Here is a 16,981-nt window from a genome sequence, read left to right as displayed (position 1 = left end):
CACGAACCCCTGGACTGAACCGGAAGGCGCGTTGCACGACGAAGCACCGATGCCGGCCGATTTGCGCGTTGCCTATCTCGGCGAGCGCACATGGCAGGTAGCTCCATCCTCTGAGCGCGGCCGCGCGCTTGTGGCCGTCTACGCGGTCTATGAAATTCACCAGGAGATCCGGCCGCTTGATACGGGGATCTTTCTCGACCTGCGGGAGGTGAACCGGATCGCGGCTTCGGCTCGCAAACGGGGCTTCGTCATCGAGTTTTCCGGTCGCAACGAGGTCATGTTCCTCTGAAGGCCGAACACCGCAGCGCAATTTTGACGGCCGTCAAGGCAGGTCCAGCAGCCATGGCCCACTCTTCCAAAACACCCGATTGGAACGAGCGAGGACCAGATCGATGCCTGTCAACCTCCACGGCCGCAACGTACTGAGCCTGAACGATTTCTCCGGTGATGAGATCCGGTACCTGCTGCGGCTGGCGGCCGATCTTAAGGCGGCGAAGCGGGCCGGCAACGAGGTGCCGCGGCTCGCGCGCAAGAACATCGCCCTGATCTTCGAAAAGGACTCGACGCGCACCCGCTCCGGCTTCGAGGTCGCGGCCTACGACCAGGGTGCGCATGTGACCTATCTCGGCCCGTCCGGCAGCCATATCGGCCACAAGGAATCGATCAGGGACACGGCCCGGGTGCTCGATCGGATGTACGACGCGATCGAGTACCGTGGCTTCTCGCAGCATCAGGTCGAGTTGCTGGCCGCCTATTCCAGCGTGCCGGTCTACAATGGCCTCACCGACGAGGCGCATCCGACCCAGATCCTCGCCGACTTCATGACCATGCGTGAATTCACGCACAAGCATCTGTCAGACACTGTCGTCACCTTCGTCGGCGACGGAAGGGACAATGTGGCGAGGTCTCTGGCGATCGGCGCTGCCAAGGTTGGCATGGACATGCGCATCGCCTCGCCGCGCGCGCTTTGGCCGGACACCGAGTTCTGCTCGCATGTCCGGCGTCTGGCGGAGCGCAGCGGCGGCAAGTTCCGGCTGGACGATGACGTCGAGTCCTGTGTGCGCGGCGCGGACTTCATCTACACGGACGTCTGGCTGTCGATGGGCGAGAACGAGAGCGCTTGGGGCGAGCGCATCGAACTGCTGCTGCCCTACCGGGTGACGCGCCAGCTGATGGCCGCGACCAGCAACCCGCACACGAAGTTCATGCACTGCCTGCCCGCCTTCCATGATACCGAGACTGAGGTTGGCCGGCGCATTGACAGCGAGTTTGGGATCGACTGCATGGAGGTCGAGGACGCGGTGTTCGAGTCGGAAGCCTCGATCGTCTTCGATCAGGCCGAGAACCGCATGCACACCATCAAGGCGATCCTCGTCGCCACCATCGGTAACTGACGATGCGTATCGTCGTCGCGTTGGGAGGCAATGCGCTACTGAGACGCGGTGAGCCGCTGACGGCCGAGAACCAGCGCGCCAATGTCCGGCGCGCGGTAGCCGAGCTCGCCAGGCTGATCGAAGCCAGCCATTCGCTGGTGATCACCCATGGCAACGGACCGCAGGTGGGCCTGCTTGCCCTGCAGGCGGCGTCGACCCCGCATTCGCCGCTGCCGCTCGACGTGCTGGATGCGGAGTCGGCGGGCATGATCGGCTACGTTATCCAGCAGGAGCTGGCGAACGTCGTGAAGGACCGGTTGTTTGCAACCCTGCTGACGCAAGTCCGGGTCGATCCGAACGATCCTGCCTTTGCCAACCCGACCAAGCCGATCGGTCCAGTCTACGACGGGGAGACGGCGCACCGGCTTGCCACCGAGCGCGGCTGGACAGTTGCCCCGGACAACGACAAGTGGCGCCGGGTGGTGCCGTCGCCCCGCCCGCTGGAAATCCTCGAAGCTGAAGTTCTCTCCTTCCTCGTTGAGCGCGGGGTGATCGTGATCTGCGCGGGCGGGGGGGGCATTCCGATCGTCCCGCTTGAAGGCGGCAGCATTGCCGGCGTCGAAGCGGTTATAGACAAAGACCTTGCCTCGTCGTTGCTGGCCCGGGACCTGAAGGCGGATTTCCTGCTGATGCTGACCGATGTCGATGCGGTCTATCTCGACTGGGGCACGCCGCACGCCCTGCCGCTCGGCAAGGCCCGCGTTGACGAAATTTCCGCCAGCTCCTTTGCCGCGGGTTCGATGGGACCGAAGGTCGAGGCTGCGATTGCCTTTGCCAGCGAAATGAAAAAACCAGCCGCCATTGGCAGGCTGGAGGATGCGGTCGACATCATAGAGGGCCGTCGCGGAACCTGGATCGTTCCCGCGAACTAGCTCTGGATACCGGAGGAATGGGTCTCCGGGCTAGCGTCAGCAGAGTCCTGCCATGGTCGCCAGGGGGTCGGCGATACTTCGAGCCTTTGCCGCGTCTTTGAGGCAACCCATCCGGTTAGGGTGCGCTGGCAGGGGAACACCAGCGTGTGCATTTCCTCGCGATCCTGAACAGCCAGTTCCAGGTCGCAGTTGAAAGGCGCAGTCGTGATAGGTTGCCACATGGATTGTCTTGGGGACCGTCGCCCTGAGCGAAGGTCCTATTCCCTGAATATGCGTCAGGCCTTCATGCCGCGAGGTTCTGGAGTGTCTTCAGCTTGGTCAGTTCGACGCTGCGCAGGTTCGGCAGCCTGATTACGCCCTTGGCCTTCAGCTTGGAGAAGACTCGGGACACGGTCTCGATGGTGAGGCCGAGATAGTCCGCGATGTCCGAGCGCGGCATTGGCAGCTCGACGAGCCTCATCCCGCCCTGTCGTTCGGACATTTCGAGCAGGAAGGCTGCAACGCGCTCGATGGCGTTCTGGTGGCCGAGCACGAGAAGCTGCTCCTGTGACCGAGCAAGGTTCTCAAGTGCCAGCGGCAGCAGTTCCAGCCGGTCGCTCGACGATGGGCGCAGGATGCGGATGCCGGTCGCGCAGATCGCTTCGGCGAAGAATTGGTGGGTGCCGAACCCTTCGAGGCCAAATATCTCGCCCGGCATGTGGAACGCCGAAATCTGGCGGCGTCCGTCCGCCAGGAGGCGGTAGACGCGCACGGCACCGAATTCGACCTGATAGAGGTTCCCGCACTTTTCGCCCTGGGCGTAGATCTCGGAACCTGCGGGAAAGAAGGTGATGGGCTGGCTGTTGTCCAGCAGCCTGGCGGGGCGATGATCGCCAATCACGATGTCATCGGTAATCGAAGAACGGCCTAATGTTTCGATGGTCGTCATGGATCGTCCCTTTCCTGTTAGAAGGGACAATCGCGCCAAATGCTGCAATTCGAAATTCGGTTATTTCCGTAAGGGAAATCACTAAGGGAAACTACGTAGTGGTGGCGGCTTCATGCACCGCCTGTAGCAGCGCTTCACCAAGGAGTGGCTTTGCCACCAGCTTTTCCGGGCCGACGGCGAACTTAAGGTGGGAACCAACCAGCAGCACCACCGGTCGGCCGAAACGCTCGAACTGTGCCCGCGCATAAGCCCAGTCGTCAACGGCGTCCTCATCCACGACCGCGCACAGGAATCCGTCCGGGCCGGTCGATGCAAACGCCTCATCAATGCCGGCGAACGGTGAAACCCGGAAGGCGCCGCTTTCCAGCACGAAGACAAGCGAGTGCCTGAAAGCCGCATCCGGTGCAACGACGATGACTTCATTCGCCGACATTCAAAGCACCCACCATGAAAATTCGGGTTCAGATGCACTCAACCATGGAGCGCGCCCAGTCGCATTGCGCTCCGTCAAAAAGGGGAGATTCCTCCGGGCCAGCCGGGGAGGGGGCTCAGTCAAGCGGCCCCATGGCGATGCTCATGCGCACCAGCTCCGGCAGGTTACGCGCCTGCATCTTCGACATGATGTTGGCGCGGTGAACCTCGACCGTGCGGGGGCTGATGCCGAGATCGTGCGCGATGGTCTTGTTGGGCAGCCCAGCCACGACCGCCGTCATTACCTGTCGCTCGCGATCGGAGAGGGTTTCGGCGCGGGCGCGCAGCGTTGCCGCATCCTCGACGGGAGCGACATGCACCTCGAGCTGGCTCGCCGCGCGCTTGATCGCCTCGATCAGCACCTCGTCCTCGACCGGTTTTTCGATGAAGTCGACGGCGCCGGCCTTCATTGCAGCAACCGCCATCGGCACGTCGCCGTGGCCGGTGATGACGATGGCAGGGATCGATGCCCCGGTCTCCTTCAGCTTTCTCAACAATTCGACGCCGTCCAGGTCGGGCATGCGTAGGTCCGTGACGAGGCACGCATTGCCGCAATTCTTCGCCACTTGAAGGAAACTCGTTGCGGAGTCGTGAACCCGCACCGTGAAGCCCGTCATCGTCAGCAGGAAGGCGAGTGACTTGCGAACGGGTTCCTCGTCGTCGACGACATGAACGACATAGTCGTCAATTTGCATACGACACCTCATCAACTGGCAGCGGGAGCGAGAAGCGGAAGGTCGCGCCTCCGGCCTCGTTCCGGCTTGCAGAAATCCTTCCACCATGCGCCTCGATGATCCGCTTGGAGATCGAGAGGCCGATGCCCATGCCGCCGGCCTTGCTGGTGACGAACGGCTGGAACAGGCGCGCGCCAACCTCGTCCGAAATGCCCGGGCCGGTGTCCGAAACTTCGACGATGACCTCGCCGCCTTCGACGCTGGTGCGCACCAGCAGATCCTGATGCTCGCAGGCGCGCATCGCCTCTATCGCATTGCGCATGAGGTTTATCAGCACCTGCTGGATCTGGACGGAGTCCACCAGCACGTCCGGATTTTCCGGGGCGAACTCGAAAACCGACCGCACGCCCTGCTCGCGCGAGCCGACAAGGGCCAAGGCGACAGCTTCCTCGACCAGCTTGCGCATGCTCTCGAGCTTCATCTCGGCCTGTCCGCGGGTGACGAACTCGCGCAGGTGCCGGATGATCTCGCCGGCACGCAGCGACTGTTTCACCGTCTCCTCTAGCGCCTCACGAATACGGTCCGCTACCGGGTCTTCGACGGTGCGGAGAAAACGCACGCAGCCCTGCGTGTAATTGGCGATCGCCGCGAGCGGCTGGTTGAGTTCGTGCGCGAGGGTCGACGCCATTTCGCCGAGCTCATTGAGGCGGGCAAGGCGCGCGAGCTCGCTCTGTACTTCCTGCAGGCGCGCCGCCGACTCCTCGCGCTCGGTGAGGTCGCGCACGAAGCCGGTAAAGTATCGCTGGCCCCCCGACCGCATCTCGCCGACCACGAGTTTCATCGGGAAGGTCGACCCGTCCTTGCGGCGTCCTACGACGACGCGGTCGATGCCGATGATGCGCTTCTCACCGGTGGCGATGTACCGTCTCACATATGCATCGTGTTCGCGGTGGTATGGCTCCGGCATCAGGATGCTGACGCTGCGGCCAAGAACCTCCGCTTCCGTGAAGCCAAACTGGCGCACGGCCGCCGGGCTGAACGAGGTGATCCGTCCGTGCTCATCGATCACGACCGTGGCGTCGGGAACGGTGTCGAGGATCGACTGCAGGTGCTCGCGCTGGGCCCTTAGCGACGCCTCGGTCTTGTCGAGGGCGCGGCGGGCATGATGCAGCATCTCGCCCATCCAGGCGATCGTCAGGCCGACAACCGTGAACACGGCGCTCTGCAGTCCGGCCGTGAAAGCCCAGCCGCCGATATAGGACGCTCCCAAGAAGGAAAGGATGAGGGCAAGCAGCCCCGGTCCGATGCCGCCCGCGATCGCCGGAAGCAGGATGGCTGGCACGAAAAGGATGAAGATAGCGGTGTTGCCGAGGGCAGCTTGCAGGGACACCCGGAGAGCAAATACGCACGCCACGCACACGACTGCGAGCACGTATCCGGCCTTGCCCTCGAAGCGAGACGACATGATCGACTGCAGGAGTCGACCCTGTAACCCTGGCATATCTCTCGCGGGCACCCCCGATACCTCTTGAAACAGCTAGACTGCCTGGCGGCTCAAAAACATCACGACGGCCGAACTGTGCCGGGTCACACCGGCTCGCAACGGAGAATAACAGCTGACCGCAGTTACGTAATCCATAAGCCACGTGAACGATGTGAACAACGAGCCCCGCCTGTTGAGGCGGGACTCCGGGCAGCCACCTTATCTGTTTTCTGCGGGAGTTCGTTTCAGCTGCAAGAGCTACCTCATCGCGAAGATTTCCTGATGGAAGCGCTCGGCAACCGGCAGTCCGTGGTGGGCGAAGTCCTGCCGCAGCGCCTGGCCGAAGCCCGCCGGCCCGCAGAACCAAATACTGGCGTTGCGCCACTCGGGGACCAGCTCGCGGATGCGGTCGCCGCTTAAGCGGCCATCGCGGGCATCGACCAGAACATGCATGCGAATTCCCGCTGCCTTTGCATCTTCCGTCAGCTTGGCGATCGCCGCCTCGTCATATTCTCTGGTTGAGTGGAACAGGTCGATTTCTGACAGCGATTTACCTCGGTGATCGCACCGCACCTCGGCAAGATGCTTCATCGCGGCAATGAACGGCGTGATGCCGATGCCGCCACCAATCCAGATCTGGCTAGGCTGGATGTCCTCGAAGTCGAAGCAGCCGTACGGGCCCTCAATCTTCACTTCCTGCCCGACCTTCAGCTTGTTGCGCAGCAGGCCGGTATGGTCGCCAAGCTCTTTGGCAACGAAGATGATGCGGCGGTTCTCGTCATCCCAGGCCGAGGCGATGGTATAGGGGTGCGCCCCTTCCCTGCGATCAGACATCGCGAAGGCGAACTGACCAGGCTTGTGGCCAGGCCAGCCCTGCGGAACGTCGATGACGACCTCAAGCGCCTTCACGCCCGGATAGTACTGCAGTGCGGCGATCGTTCCCGTCACTTGCCGCGCAACGCCGACGCGGCGGAACAGGGCGACTAGTGCGGCATAGGTCCCGGCAATCATGGAGATTGCCATGAAGATGCCGACCGGCGTCGTCCAGTAGTCGAACTCCATCAGCACAACAGAGTGGAAGACGAGTACGAGGTAAGCGATCGCGATCAGCCGGTGCGTCTTGTAGAACAGCCGGTACGGGAAATACTTGATGAGAGCGAGGGCGATCAGCACTACAGATGCGTAGTAGGCCCATTCGCCAAGCCCTTCGGCAATACCCCGGTACGACATCAGGAACTGCCTGATCGGGTCCTCGATCGGCGGACGAGCACCGCGGGTACCTCGCTCCATAAGACCCCAGGCCACCGCCCATTTCGGAGCCTGTCCCCAGACCCAGTGCGCGATGGCGACGACGAGGGCGGTGATGCCAAGCCACTTGTGCAGCCGGTACATCTTGTCAAGTCCGCCGAACCAGCGCTCCGGCCAGCGCGGCCGCAGCGCGAGCACCAGTGCCATGCTCATCGCGAACATGGCGAGGAGGCCGCTGTATTGAACCATGAACCCGCGCAGCCCCATGAAGCTGGCTGCCTGGAGTACGTCGGGTACGGCGAGAAGCCATAAGGCGGTGAGGAGCGCCAGAGCGCCCCAGAAGGCGAGCTTGATGTGCCGCATGGCGGCATCCTTTCTGAACAACCGGATGTGCTTGGCGTAGAGCCGCCCGACACGGCGTTCCTTGACGGTAGTCAATTTCGCTCGCGCAAGATCCGGAGCCGTTTCACGGCCGCCGCGAAATTTATCCAGAATCAAAGACAGCTTCTTAGCCGCAGGGTTGGATGTCGCTCGTTGGTCCGTGCCGACGAGTTTATGCAGACCCTGTTTCTGTAGCTATCGAGACGATCTGCGCCCAGCCGGACACCTGCCAACAATGACGCTTCGCATCGCGGTCTTCGTTCACCGTGATTCCAGTCAGGAAGGAGCTGGCAACGACATGACGACTGCATCCGACACCACAACATCAGGCAAGTTTCGGTTTCCGACCGCGTTCACCATCCTGTTCGGGCTGATCATCGCTGTTGCTGCGCTGACCTGGATCATCCCCGCCGGTCAGTACGAGCGCGTCGAGAACGCCGCGCTCAGCCGCGAGGTGCCGGTGGCGGGCACCTATGCCCCCACCGATCCCAATCCGCAGGGGTTTTTCGACGTCATCATGGCGCCGATCAGCGGCTTCTATGATCCGGCTTCCAATGTGGCGAACGCCATTGACGTTGCCCTCTTCGTGCTCGTCATCGGCGGCTTTATCGGCGTCGTCACGTCCACGGGCGCCATCAACGCCGGCATCGGCAATGCGATGACAACGCTCAAAGGGCGCGAAAAGTGGATGATCCCGGTACTCATGGGATTGTTCGCCTTCGGCGGCACCACCTACGGCATGGCCGAGGAGACGCTCGCCTTCTACGTGCTGCTGATCCCCATCATGATTGCTGCCGGCTACGACGCCGTCACGGCGGTGGCGATCATCCTGCTTGGCGCCGGTGTCGGCGTGCTGGGCTCCACAGTCAACGCCTTCGCCACGGTCATCGCTTCGGACGCTGCCGGCATGCCCTTTACCCAGGGCATGGTGCTGCGCCTCGTCATTCTGGGGCTCTGCTGGCTGGCCTGCGTCATCTACGTGATGCGCTACGCCGAACGTGTGCGCAAGGACCCGACGCAGTCGATCGTCTACGATCGCAAGGCGGACAACGAGGCATACTTCCTTTCGGGCATGGACACGGGCGCGGGCGAGTTCACCGGCCTGCACAAGATCGTTCTGGCAATCTTCGGCATCACCTTCATCGTCATGGTCTGGGGCGTGTTGAAGGGCGGCTGGTGGATGGGCGAGATGAGCGGCCTGTTCCTCGCCTCGGCGATCCTGATCGGGCTGATCGCACGGCCCGGCGAGGAGAACTTCGTCAACTCCTTCCTGGGCGGCGCGCGCGACCTGCTCGGCGTTGCCCTCATCATCGGCCTCGCACGCGGCATCGTGGTGGTGATGGACGCCGGTCGCATCAGCGACACCATCCTGCACTGGGCGGAGCTGTCCGTGGCGGGGCTTGGGGAGGTTGCCTTCGTCAATGTCATCTACTGGATCGAGGTGCTGCTCTCCTTCTTCGTCCCGTCCTCTTCGGGCTTGGCGGTCCTGTCCATGCCCATCCTTGCGCCCGTGGCCGACTTTGCCGGGGTCGGACGTGAATTCGTCGTCACCGCCTACCAGTCCGCAAACGGCATCGTGAACCTCATCAACCCGACCTTCGCGGTGGTCATGGGCGGTCTCGCCATTGGGCGTGTGCCCTACGAGCGCTGGCTGCGCTTCATGTGGCCGCTGCTGCTCATACTCACCGTCATCATCATGGCGAGCCTCAGCATCGCCGTGCTCACAGCCTGAAGGAGAACAAAATGTCCGTCACCTACGGAGTTCATTCCGAGGTCGGCAAGCTGCGGCGGGTGCTGGTGGACCGGCCGGGCGCAGCACTTGCCCGCCTCACTCCGTCGAACTGCGAGGAGCTGCTCTTTGATGATGTGCTATGGGTCAAGCAGGCGCGGATCGAGCACATGACCTTCGTCGACGCGATCCGCTATCGCGGCGCCGAAGTGGTGTTCCTGCGTGAGGCGCTGGCCGAAACAATGAAGGACATGGAGGCCCGCCGCTGGCTGCTTGAGCGCCGCGTCAACGAGAACACCGTTGGCGTTGGCCTTGCCGATGACCTCAGGGCGATGCTGATGGAGATCGACGCCGATCAGCTGTCGAACATCCTGATGGGCGGCATGAACAAGGCAGAACTTCCCGTCGAGCACAAGGGCGTGGTTGCTCCGGTGCTGCGACCGGAGGATTTCATCCTGCCGCCACTGCCAAACCATCTGTTCACGCGCGACACGACCTGCTGGATCTATGGCGGCGTGACGCTCAACCCGATGCGCTGGAACGCGCGCAAGCTCGAAACCGTCAACATCACCGCCGTCTACCGCTTCCACCCGGATTTTCGCGATGCCGGCTTCAACGTCTGGTGGGGTGACCCGGACAAGGATCATGGCAATGCCACACTCGAAGGCGGCGATGTGATGCCGCTCGGCAAGGGGCTGGTTCTGGTCGGCATGGGCGAGCGCACGACACCGCATGCCGTCGGCCAGCTCGCCCGCGCGCTGTTCAGGAAGGGCGCAGCCGAGCGCGTCATCGCCTGCAAGCTGCCGATCGAGCGCGCCTCCATGCACCTCGACACGGTCTTCACCTTCTGCGACCGTGACCTGGTGACGCTGTTTGCCGACGTGGTCGACGGCATCACCGCCTATTCGCTGCGGCCGGGCGAAAAGGACGGCGAGATCGACGTGCGCAAGGAAGATGGTCATCTGACCAACGTTGTTGCCGAGGCGCTGGGCCTGCGGAAGCTGCGCGTGGTGCAGACGGGTGGCGATGCCTATGTCGCCGAACGCGAGCAGTGGGACGACGGCAACAACGTCATTGCGCTCGAGCCAGGCGTTGTCATCGGCTACGACCGCAACACCTATACCAACACACAGCTGCGCAAGGCCGGCGTCGAGGTCATCACCGTTCCGGGCGCCGAGCTTGGGCGCGGCCGCGGCGGTGGACATTGCATGACCTGCCCACTGATCCGCGATCCGGTCTACTGAGGCTTTTTAACAGACAGATTGCAGCGGCGCTTGACCGGCGCCGCTGCAGGAGAACTCTCTTCGGTACAGCACGATTTCACGACTCGCAGGGAAGGAACTGCCGTGACGATCCGAAACCTGAACCACGCGTTCCAGCCGAAATCCGTTGTCGTCATCGGAGCTTCGGGAAAGCCGGGGTCGCTCGGCGCGGCGGTCCTGAAGAACATCATCGATGGCGGGTTTGGGGGCGATATCTGGCCGGTCAACCCTCGGTATCAGGAACTGGCCGGCCGGCGCTGCTATGCCTCGGTGAAGGACATCCCGGAGGTGCCGGACCTTGCCGTCATCATGACGCCTGCCCCGACTGTCCCCGGACTCGTCAGCGAACTTGGCGAGAAGGGTACGCGCGCCGCCGTCGTCATTACCGCCGGCATCACAAAGGCCAACGGCCTGCGGCAGAAGATGCTTGATGCCGCCAAGCCCCATCTGCTCCGCATCATTGGTCCGAACGGCATTGGCCTGATGCTGCCGCCGCACAAGCTCAACGCGGGCTTCTTCCACATGCCGGCCAAACCCGGCGACATCGCCCTCCTGTCGCAGTCGGGCGCGGTGGCAGCTTCGTTGATCGACTGGGCAGTCGCCAATGACGTCGGCTTCTCGCACATCGTTTCGCTCGGAGACATGGCGGACGTCGACATCGGCGACTGCATCGACATGCTGGCGGGCGACCCGAACACCCGCGCGATCCTGCTCTATCTCGAGTCGATCCCGCATCCGCGCAAGTTCATGTCGGCCGCCCGCGCTGCATCGCGGGTAAAGCCGGTGATCGCCATCAAGCCCGGCCGCCACGCGGAGGCTGCTAAGGCGGCGGSGACCCATACCGGCGCGCTCGCAGGCGTTGACCGCGTGGTGGATGCCGTGCTGCGACGCGCTGGCGTTGTGCGCGTCATCGAGCTTGCCGAGCTTTTCAACGCCACCGAAACGCTTGCCCGCTTCTCGCCGCTGGAGCGGGCGCGAGTGGGAATTGTCACCAATGGCGGCGGCGCCGGCGTGCTGGCGGTCGATCGGATGATGGATTTCGGTGCTGAACTTGCGGAACTCTCCCCCGCGACGATCGAAAAGCTCGATCGCCCCATGTCGTCCAACTGGTCGCGAGCCAATCCGGTCGACATCATCGGCGACGCGCTGCCGGAGCAGTACCGCACGGCCGTCGAGCTGGTCGTGGCAGACCCCGGTGTTGACGTGCTCCTGGTGATGAACTGCCCGACGGGAATGGCATCTTCCGCCGACGCGGCCGCGGCCGTTGCCTCTCTGGCCGAGAAGGGAATGATCCACAGCAAGCCGGTCCTCTCCTGCTGGCTCGGCCAGGCGACCGCCCGGAAGGGGCGCGAGATCCTGCAGGCGGCGGGTGTCGCCAGTTATGAAACTCCGGCGGCTGCGGTGGCCTATCTGACCCGGTGGTCGCAGTCGCAACAGGCCGTGCGGCGGGTACCAGCGGCCGCAGGCGAGGCGGCTACCGACCGCGCGGCGGCACTCGCCATCTTCCGGCAGGTTGCTGCCGAGGGCCGCACCATGCTGACCGAGCCAGAGGCGAAGGCCGTGGCGGCTGCCTATGGCATTCTGGTGCCGGAGACGCTGGTCGCCCATACCCCTGTGGAGGTCGAAGAGTTCGCGGGACGGCTGCTTGAGACCTCGCGCAAGGTTGCGGTGAAGCTGTTGTCGAAGACCGTGACGCACAAGTCAGATGTCGGCGGCGTGGTCCTCAGCCTCGAAACACCCGCCCAGGCACGCGAGGCGGCCGAGGGGATCGAACGGCGCCTGCGCGAGCATGTGCCGGACGGTATTATCGACGGCTTCTCTGTCCAGCCGATGATCGAGCGCAAGACGGCGCAGGAGCTGATCCTCGGCCTCAGCCACGACGTCATGTTCGGTCCGGTGGTGCTGTTTGGTACGGGCGGCGTTGCCGTCGAGGTGATGGACGACACGGCGATTGCGCTGCCGCCGCTCGACGATTTTCTGGCTGGCAAGCTGATCGACCAAACGCGCATTGCGCGGCTGTTGGCAGGCTTCCGCGACCGCAAGCCTGCGGACCGGGCGGCGATCATCGGCGCGCTGAAGGGGCTGTCGCAGCTGATCGTCGATTTCCCCTGCGTGAAGGCGGTCGATATCAATCCGCTGCTTGCCGACAGCGAAGGCGTTGTCGCGCTTGACGCGCGTATTGAGATTGACCCCGCCGCTGTGGAGCAGCCGGGGCCCAACCCGAAGCTGATCATCCGGCCGTATCCCGGCTCCTGGGCGACCGACGTGACGGTACGCGGACACCGCTACCACCTTCGCCCGATCCGCCCGGCCGACGTAGACCTCTATCCCGAGTTTCTCTCTCGGACGACCGCAGCCGACCTTCGCCTGCGTTTCCACGGCTCAGTCAATGCCTTCTCCGATCGGTTGCTAATCCGCCTGACCCAGCTCGACTACGACCGAGAGATGGCATTCGTCGCGCTGGACGAGGAGGGCAAGCTCGGTGGTGTCGCGCGGCTGGCAAGCGATCCGGACCACGAGACCGCCGAATATGCGATCTTGGTGCGCAGTGATCTGCAGGGGCAGGGGCTCGGCTGGGCGCTCCTCAACCGGCTGATCGAATACGCCAAGGCTGATGGCCTCAGGCGCATCGAAGGCCAGGTGCTGAGCGTCAACACGACGATGCTGCACATGTGCCGCCAGCTCGGCTTCCAGCTCACCGACGACCCGGACGACGACGGCACCATCCGCGCCGCGCTGGAGCTCGATCCCGCCCGCGGTTAGCGAGATTGATCGCCGTCAACCAAAGTTCCATATCGGCATGGCACTAAGCTTCGTGCGCAATCTCGAGGGTTGACTGCCGTGGACCGAAAGCAAACGTTCAACGTCGGCTATTTCATCTTCGCGCTCTGCGTGATGGGCCTGTTTCAACTCTGGCTCGCCTCGCAGGAGGTGGCGCAACTGTCCCACACCGAGCTGATGCGGCTGGTGGATGAAGGCAAGGTTGCCTCCGTCACCATCACCGAAACGACGGTTAGGGGCGAGTTCAAGCAGCCCGAGGATGGCAAGGCCTACTTTATCGCAAGCCGGGTCGATTCAGATGCGGCGGAAGCATTCGAGAACGCCGGCGTTGACGTCCGGGGCGGGACAGACAGCAACTGGCTGACGACGCTCCTGTCCTGGGTTGTGCCCGTTCTGATCTTCTTCGTTTTCTGGATGTTCGTGTTCCGGCGCTTTGCCGAGCGCCAGGGGTTGGGCGGACTGGTCAATGTCGGCAAGTCCAAAGCCAAGGTCTATGTCGAACGGCAGACGGGCGTCACCTTCGATGACGTCGCCGGCGTCGACGAGGCCAAGGCCGAGTTGCAGGAGATCGTCTCCTTCCTAAAGGACAAGGAAAAGTACGGGCGCCTCGGCGCGCGCATCCCGAAGGGCATCCTGCTCGTCGGCCCTCCCGGCACTGGCAAGACGCTGATGGCGCGCGCTATAGCCGGCGAGGCCGGTGTGCCGTTCTTCTCGATCTCGGGTTCGGAGTTCGTGGAGATGTTCGTCGGCGTCGGTGCAGCACGCGTCCGTGACCTGTTCGCTCAGGCGCGGCAGGCTGCGCCCTGCATCATCTTCATCGACGAGCTCGACGCGATGGGCCGCGCCCGCACGCCGTTCAGCGGCTATGGCGGCGGCGATGAGAAGGAGCAGACGCTGAACCAATTGCTGACCGAGCTCGACGGCTTCGATCCCCGCGTCGGGATCGTTCTGCTCGCCGCGACCAACCGCCCCGAAATCCTCGATCCGGCGCTCACCCGAGCAGGCCGCTTCGACCGCCAACTCGTGCTCGACCGCCCGGATCGCACGGGCCGCGGGGCGATCCTCAAGGTCCACATGAAGAAGGTGAAGGTTGCGGCGGATCTAAAGATCGACGACATCGCCGGCCTCACTCCCGGCTTCACCGGTGCCGATCTCGCCAACCTCGTCAACGAGGCGGCGATTTTCGCCACCCGTCGCAACGCCGACGAGGTGACGATGGAGGACTTCACCAACGCCTTCGAGCGCATCGTAGCCGGTACCGAGCGGCGCGGCCGCCTGCTGCGGCCCGAGGAGCGCGAGCGCGTCGCCTATCACGAGATGGGCCATGCGCTGGCTGCCGCCTCGCTCATTAAGGCAGATCCGGTCCACAAGGTCTCGATTATACCCCGCTCGATCGGTGCGCTCGGCTATACTTTGCAGCGTCCGACCGACGACCCTTTCCTGATCACGGTAAGCGAGCTCAAGGAGCGCATGATCGCCCTTCTCGCTGGGCGTGCTGCGGAGGAAATCATCTATGGCGAGGTCTCGACCGGCGCCGCAGACGATCTCGCGAAGGCCACCGATGTTGCCCGCCAGTGCATCACCCGCTTCGGCATGAACTCGGTGCTGGGCCTTCCCGTCCTCGAGGAGGAAAAGCAGCAGTGGCTTGGCGACGGCTCGATGCTGCATCCGAAGGATTATTCGGAGGCGACCGCGCGTGAGGTGGATCTTGCGATCCGCAACGCGCTGGACGAGGCGAGCAAGGGCGCGAAGGAACTGCTCCTTTCGCGCATCGATGACCTGAAGGCGGGCGCTCGTCTGCTGCTGGAGCGCGAGACGATCACGCCGGAGGACTTCCCGCCGTTGCAACGGGCCGACGCAAAGACCGAAGCCGCCGACTGAAAGGTCGGCGGCGTTCGCCTTCTCAAGATGATGCAGGGGAACAGGGCAGATTGCTGCCCGGAGGATTCGGGCTGATCGATCAAGGCCGCCAAAAAGGTCACATCGGTGCGCGGGGTCTGGCGCACCGATGCTCGACCGTCATGATGCAGCTTTGATGTCGATCTTTTTCTCAGCCTTTGCCTCGGCCGTTTTCGGCAGTTTCACCGTCAGCACGCCCTTGGTGAAGATGGCGTCGATCTTCTCGGCGTCGACGCCGTCAGGCACGCGGAAGCTGCGCTGGAAAGAGCCATAACGGCGCTCCGACAAGTAGTAGTCCTTCTGCTTGTCCTCGTGCTGCTCCGACTTCTCGCCCTTGATGGTGAGCGTGTTGTTGGCGAGCTTTATCTCGACGTCTTTTTCGTCGAGGCCCGGTAGTTCCGCGGTTATCTCATAGGCATCGTCCTTCTCGACGACATCGATTGCCGGGGCGAACTGCCAGTTGGCGTTCGCTACACGCGGCACTTCGAAGCCGAGGAAGCGCGACGGCAGCCGCCAGTCCTCGAAAAGCCGGTCGATCTCGCGGCGCAGGCTCTCGAACGGGGCCCAGTCGTGGATCTTCGCAGGAGATTCAGGCTTCTTGACGGGGATGTTGGTGGCATCATCAGCCATTGGAGGACTCCTTTCTTGGCGAACATCCTCAGGTCCGCGTCCTCCGCAGCTCCACCGATGGATCTCTCTGGAGGCGCGATCCGGAAGGCAGCGAACCTGCCTGCCGAACGTCGTCGCTGACTCAGGCGATCACGTGCCGACTCTTCGTTGGCTCTGCTTCGCTGATATGCTCGATCCGGCAGCAAGGTTAGCAAACCGCCTTTAACCTCTTCGTTCATTGATGACCGTCAAAAATGGACCGGTAGGAAAATTCTTGTTTTAATTCCGAAACTTAATCCTCTTAGGCACCGTGTTAATCACGCATTCGCACTGCCGATTTTGACGACCGTCAAAGCCGGCTCCCTCTACGTGATCTAGAGTTTGGGACGTCCGGGAAGGGCGCCGCCCGCAGGGAATTTGCGCCCACGCTGAACAAGCGGACAAAAGAAGAGGAAGACAATGATCCTGTCAAATGGAACGACGGTCGCGGTGGTTGACGGCGGAAAGCTTCGACTGTTCCGGAACAAGGGCCACGAGCCGCAGGTCGAGCTGGCCTCCCTGCCTGAGCCGGAACTGCAGCCTGCCAATGCAGGATCAGGAAATCATCACCGGACCGGCGCGAACAATCCGGACGACAACCGGCTGAAGGAAGACAATTTCGCCGCCGCGGCAGCCGAGTACCTCAACCGGCAGGCGCTCGCCGGTGCCATTGAGAAGCTTTATGTTGTTGCCGATCCGCGCACGCTCGGCGAGATGCGCCGCCGCTTCCACGACGTGCTGACCGCGAGGGTGGTGGGAAGTCTTGCCAAGGATCTGACGGGGCAGGGGCCGGAAGCGATCGCATCGGCGATCGTCCGCTCCTGACGAGAGCCTTCCTCCCTGCGCGCCGGGCTTGCGGCGCAGGCGGCCGATGGCAACAGCCGCGTCCATGGGACGACGTGGAAGTCGCGCTGCGCAGGGGCGACCTTGACGGCGTTGCCTGGTGCGGCTTCACCGAGACCTATGAAGTGGGTTGGGCRGACGTGTGCAAGTACGCGCTGTCGAACTCGGTCACCGGCGCCTGGTTTGGCTCCTACTTCGTCAACACCGAGAGCTGGAACAAGGTGCCGCCGCACCTGCAGCAGCTCTATCGCACGACGATTGACCAGTCGCACTACTACCGCAACGTCTGGTACTGGGGCGGCGAGGCACAGCTGCGCGTCCACGGCGAG

The 16,981-nt window shown here is 63.2% G+C and carries 14 protein-coding genes and 1 pseudogene; 9 read left to right on the top strand and 6 right to left on the bottom strand.

From position 1 onward, the window contains the following. Positions 1–31 precede the first annotated feature (31 nt). The 3 genes from L610_RS12230 (at position 32) to arcC (ending at position 2,305) form a co-directional block, all read left to right on the top strand. Positions 32–289, top strand: a complete 258-nt coding sequence (locus L610_RS12230) for a hypothetical protein (protein WP_024849338.1) — start codon at positions 32–34, stop codon at positions 287–289. Between the two features lie 103 nt (positions 290–392). Beyond that, positions 393–1,394, top strand: a complete 1,002-nt coding sequence (gene argF / locus L610_RS12225) for an ornithine carbamoyltransferase (RefSeq protein ID WP_024849339.1) — start codon at positions 393–395, stop codon at positions 1,392–1,394. 2 nt (positions 1,395–1,396) lie between these two features. Further along, positions 1,397–2,305: a carbamate kinase gene (gene arcC / locus L610_RS12220; RefSeq protein WP_024849340.1), complete on the top strand. Its 909-nt coding sequence runs from the start codon at positions 1,397–1,399 to the stop codon at positions 2,303–2,305. Between the two features lie 283 nt (positions 2,306–2,588). Here the strand turns inward: arcC and L610_RS12210 are convergent, their stop codons facing one another. From L610_RS12210 to L610_RS12190, 5 genes are all read right to left on the bottom strand, one after another. Next, on the bottom strand, positions 2,589–3,233 hold the full coding sequence (locus tag L610_RS12210) for a helix-turn-helix domain-containing protein (protein WP_144705408.1): 645 nt from the start codon (positions 3,231–3,233) through the stop codon (positions 2,589–2,591). A gap of 91 nt (positions 3,234–3,324) precedes the next feature. Then, positions 3,325–3,666 carry a hypothetical protein gene (locus tag L610_RS12205; RefSeq protein ID WP_024849342.1) on the bottom strand — a complete coding sequence of 114 codons (342 nt, stop codon included), beginning with the start codon at positions 3,664–3,666 and terminating at the stop codon, positions 3,325–3,327. Between the two features lie 115 nt (positions 3,667–3,781). Then, positions 3,782–4,393 carry a response regulator FixJ gene (fixJ, locus tag L610_RS12200; RefSeq protein ID WP_186441454.1) on the bottom strand — a complete coding sequence of 204 codons (612 nt, stop codon included), beginning with the start codon at positions 4,391–4,393 and terminating at the stop codon, positions 3,782–3,784. After that, a complete protein-coding gene (locus L610_RS12195; RefSeq protein ID WP_246659004.1) occupies positions 4,389–5,843 on the bottom strand; it encodes a PAS domain-containing sensor histidine kinase in 1,455 nt (484 codons plus the stop codon). The genes fixJ and L610_RS12195 overlap by 5 nt, the downstream gene beginning before the upstream one ends. A gap of 276 nt (positions 5,844–6,119) precedes the next feature. Next, positions 6,120–7,472 (bottom strand): ferric reductase-like transmembrane domain-containing protein, encoded by a 1,353-nt coding sequence (locus tag L610_RS12190; protein WP_024849345.1) that lies wholly within the window; start codon positions 7,470–7,472, stop codon positions 6,120–6,122. 316 nt (positions 7,473–7,788) lie between these two features. On the opposite strand from L610_RS12190, the gene L610_RS12185 reads away from it, so the two are divergent. From L610_RS12185 to ftsH, 4 genes are all read left to right on the top strand, one after another. Then, the gene (locus L610_RS12185; RefSeq protein ID WP_024849347.1) at positions 7,789–9,222 is read left to right on the top strand and encodes a YfcC family protein; all 1,434 of its coding nucleotides are present in this window, start codon (positions 7,789–7,791) and stop codon (positions 9,220–9,222) included. Positions 9,223–9,233: 11 nt separating this feature from the next. Next, positions 9,234–10,463, top strand: coding sequence for an arginine deiminase (arcA, locus tag L610_RS12180; protein ID WP_024849348.1), 1,230 nt, complete (start codon positions 9,234–9,236; stop codon positions 10,461–10,463). A gap of 102 nt (positions 10,464–10,565) precedes the next feature. Then, positions 10,566–13,244 carry a bifunctional acetate--CoA ligase family protein/GNAT family N-acetyltransferase gene (locus L610_RS12175; RefSeq protein ID WP_144705401.1) on the top strand — a complete coding sequence of 893 codons (2,679 nt, stop codon included), beginning with the start codon at positions 10,566–10,568 and terminating at the stop codon, positions 13,242–13,244. A 78-nt stretch (positions 13,245–13,322) separates the two neighbouring features. After that, complete coding sequence (gene ftsH / locus L610_RS12170) at positions 13,323–15,143, top strand: ATP-dependent zinc metalloprotease FtsH (RefSeq protein ID WP_144705399.1); 1,821 nt, start codon at positions 13,323–13,325, stop codon at positions 15,141–15,143. Positions 15,144–15,281: 138 nt separating this feature from the next. On the opposite strand, the gene L610_RS12165 is transcribed toward ftsH, so the two are convergent. Then, positions 15,282–15,791 (bottom strand): Hsp20/alpha crystallin family protein, encoded by a 510-nt coding sequence (locus L610_RS12165; RefSeq protein ID WP_024849351.1) that lies wholly within the window; start codon positions 15,789–15,791, stop codon positions 15,282–15,284. Between the two features lie 438 nt (positions 15,792–16,229). Between L610_RS12165 and L610_RS12160 the strand changes: the two genes are divergently transcribed. Further along, a complete protein-coding gene (locus tag L610_RS12160) occupies positions 16,230–16,634 on the top strand; it encodes a host attachment protein (protein ID WP_024849352.1) in 405 nt (134 codons plus the stop codon). Positions 16,635–16,696: 62 nt separating this feature from the next. Then, a pseudogene (locus L610_RS12155) lies at positions 16,697–16,981 on the top strand (C4-dicarboxylate ABC transporter); the annotation flags it as partial.

It is taken from the genome of Aminobacter sp. J44 (genome assembly GCF_007829415.1).
GTDB lineage: Bacteria > Pseudomonadota > Alphaproteobacteria > Rhizobiales > Rhizobiaceae > Aerobium.
Note: the sequence above shows the minus strand (reverse complement) of the source record. Positions and strands in the feature narration are given on the sequence as shown.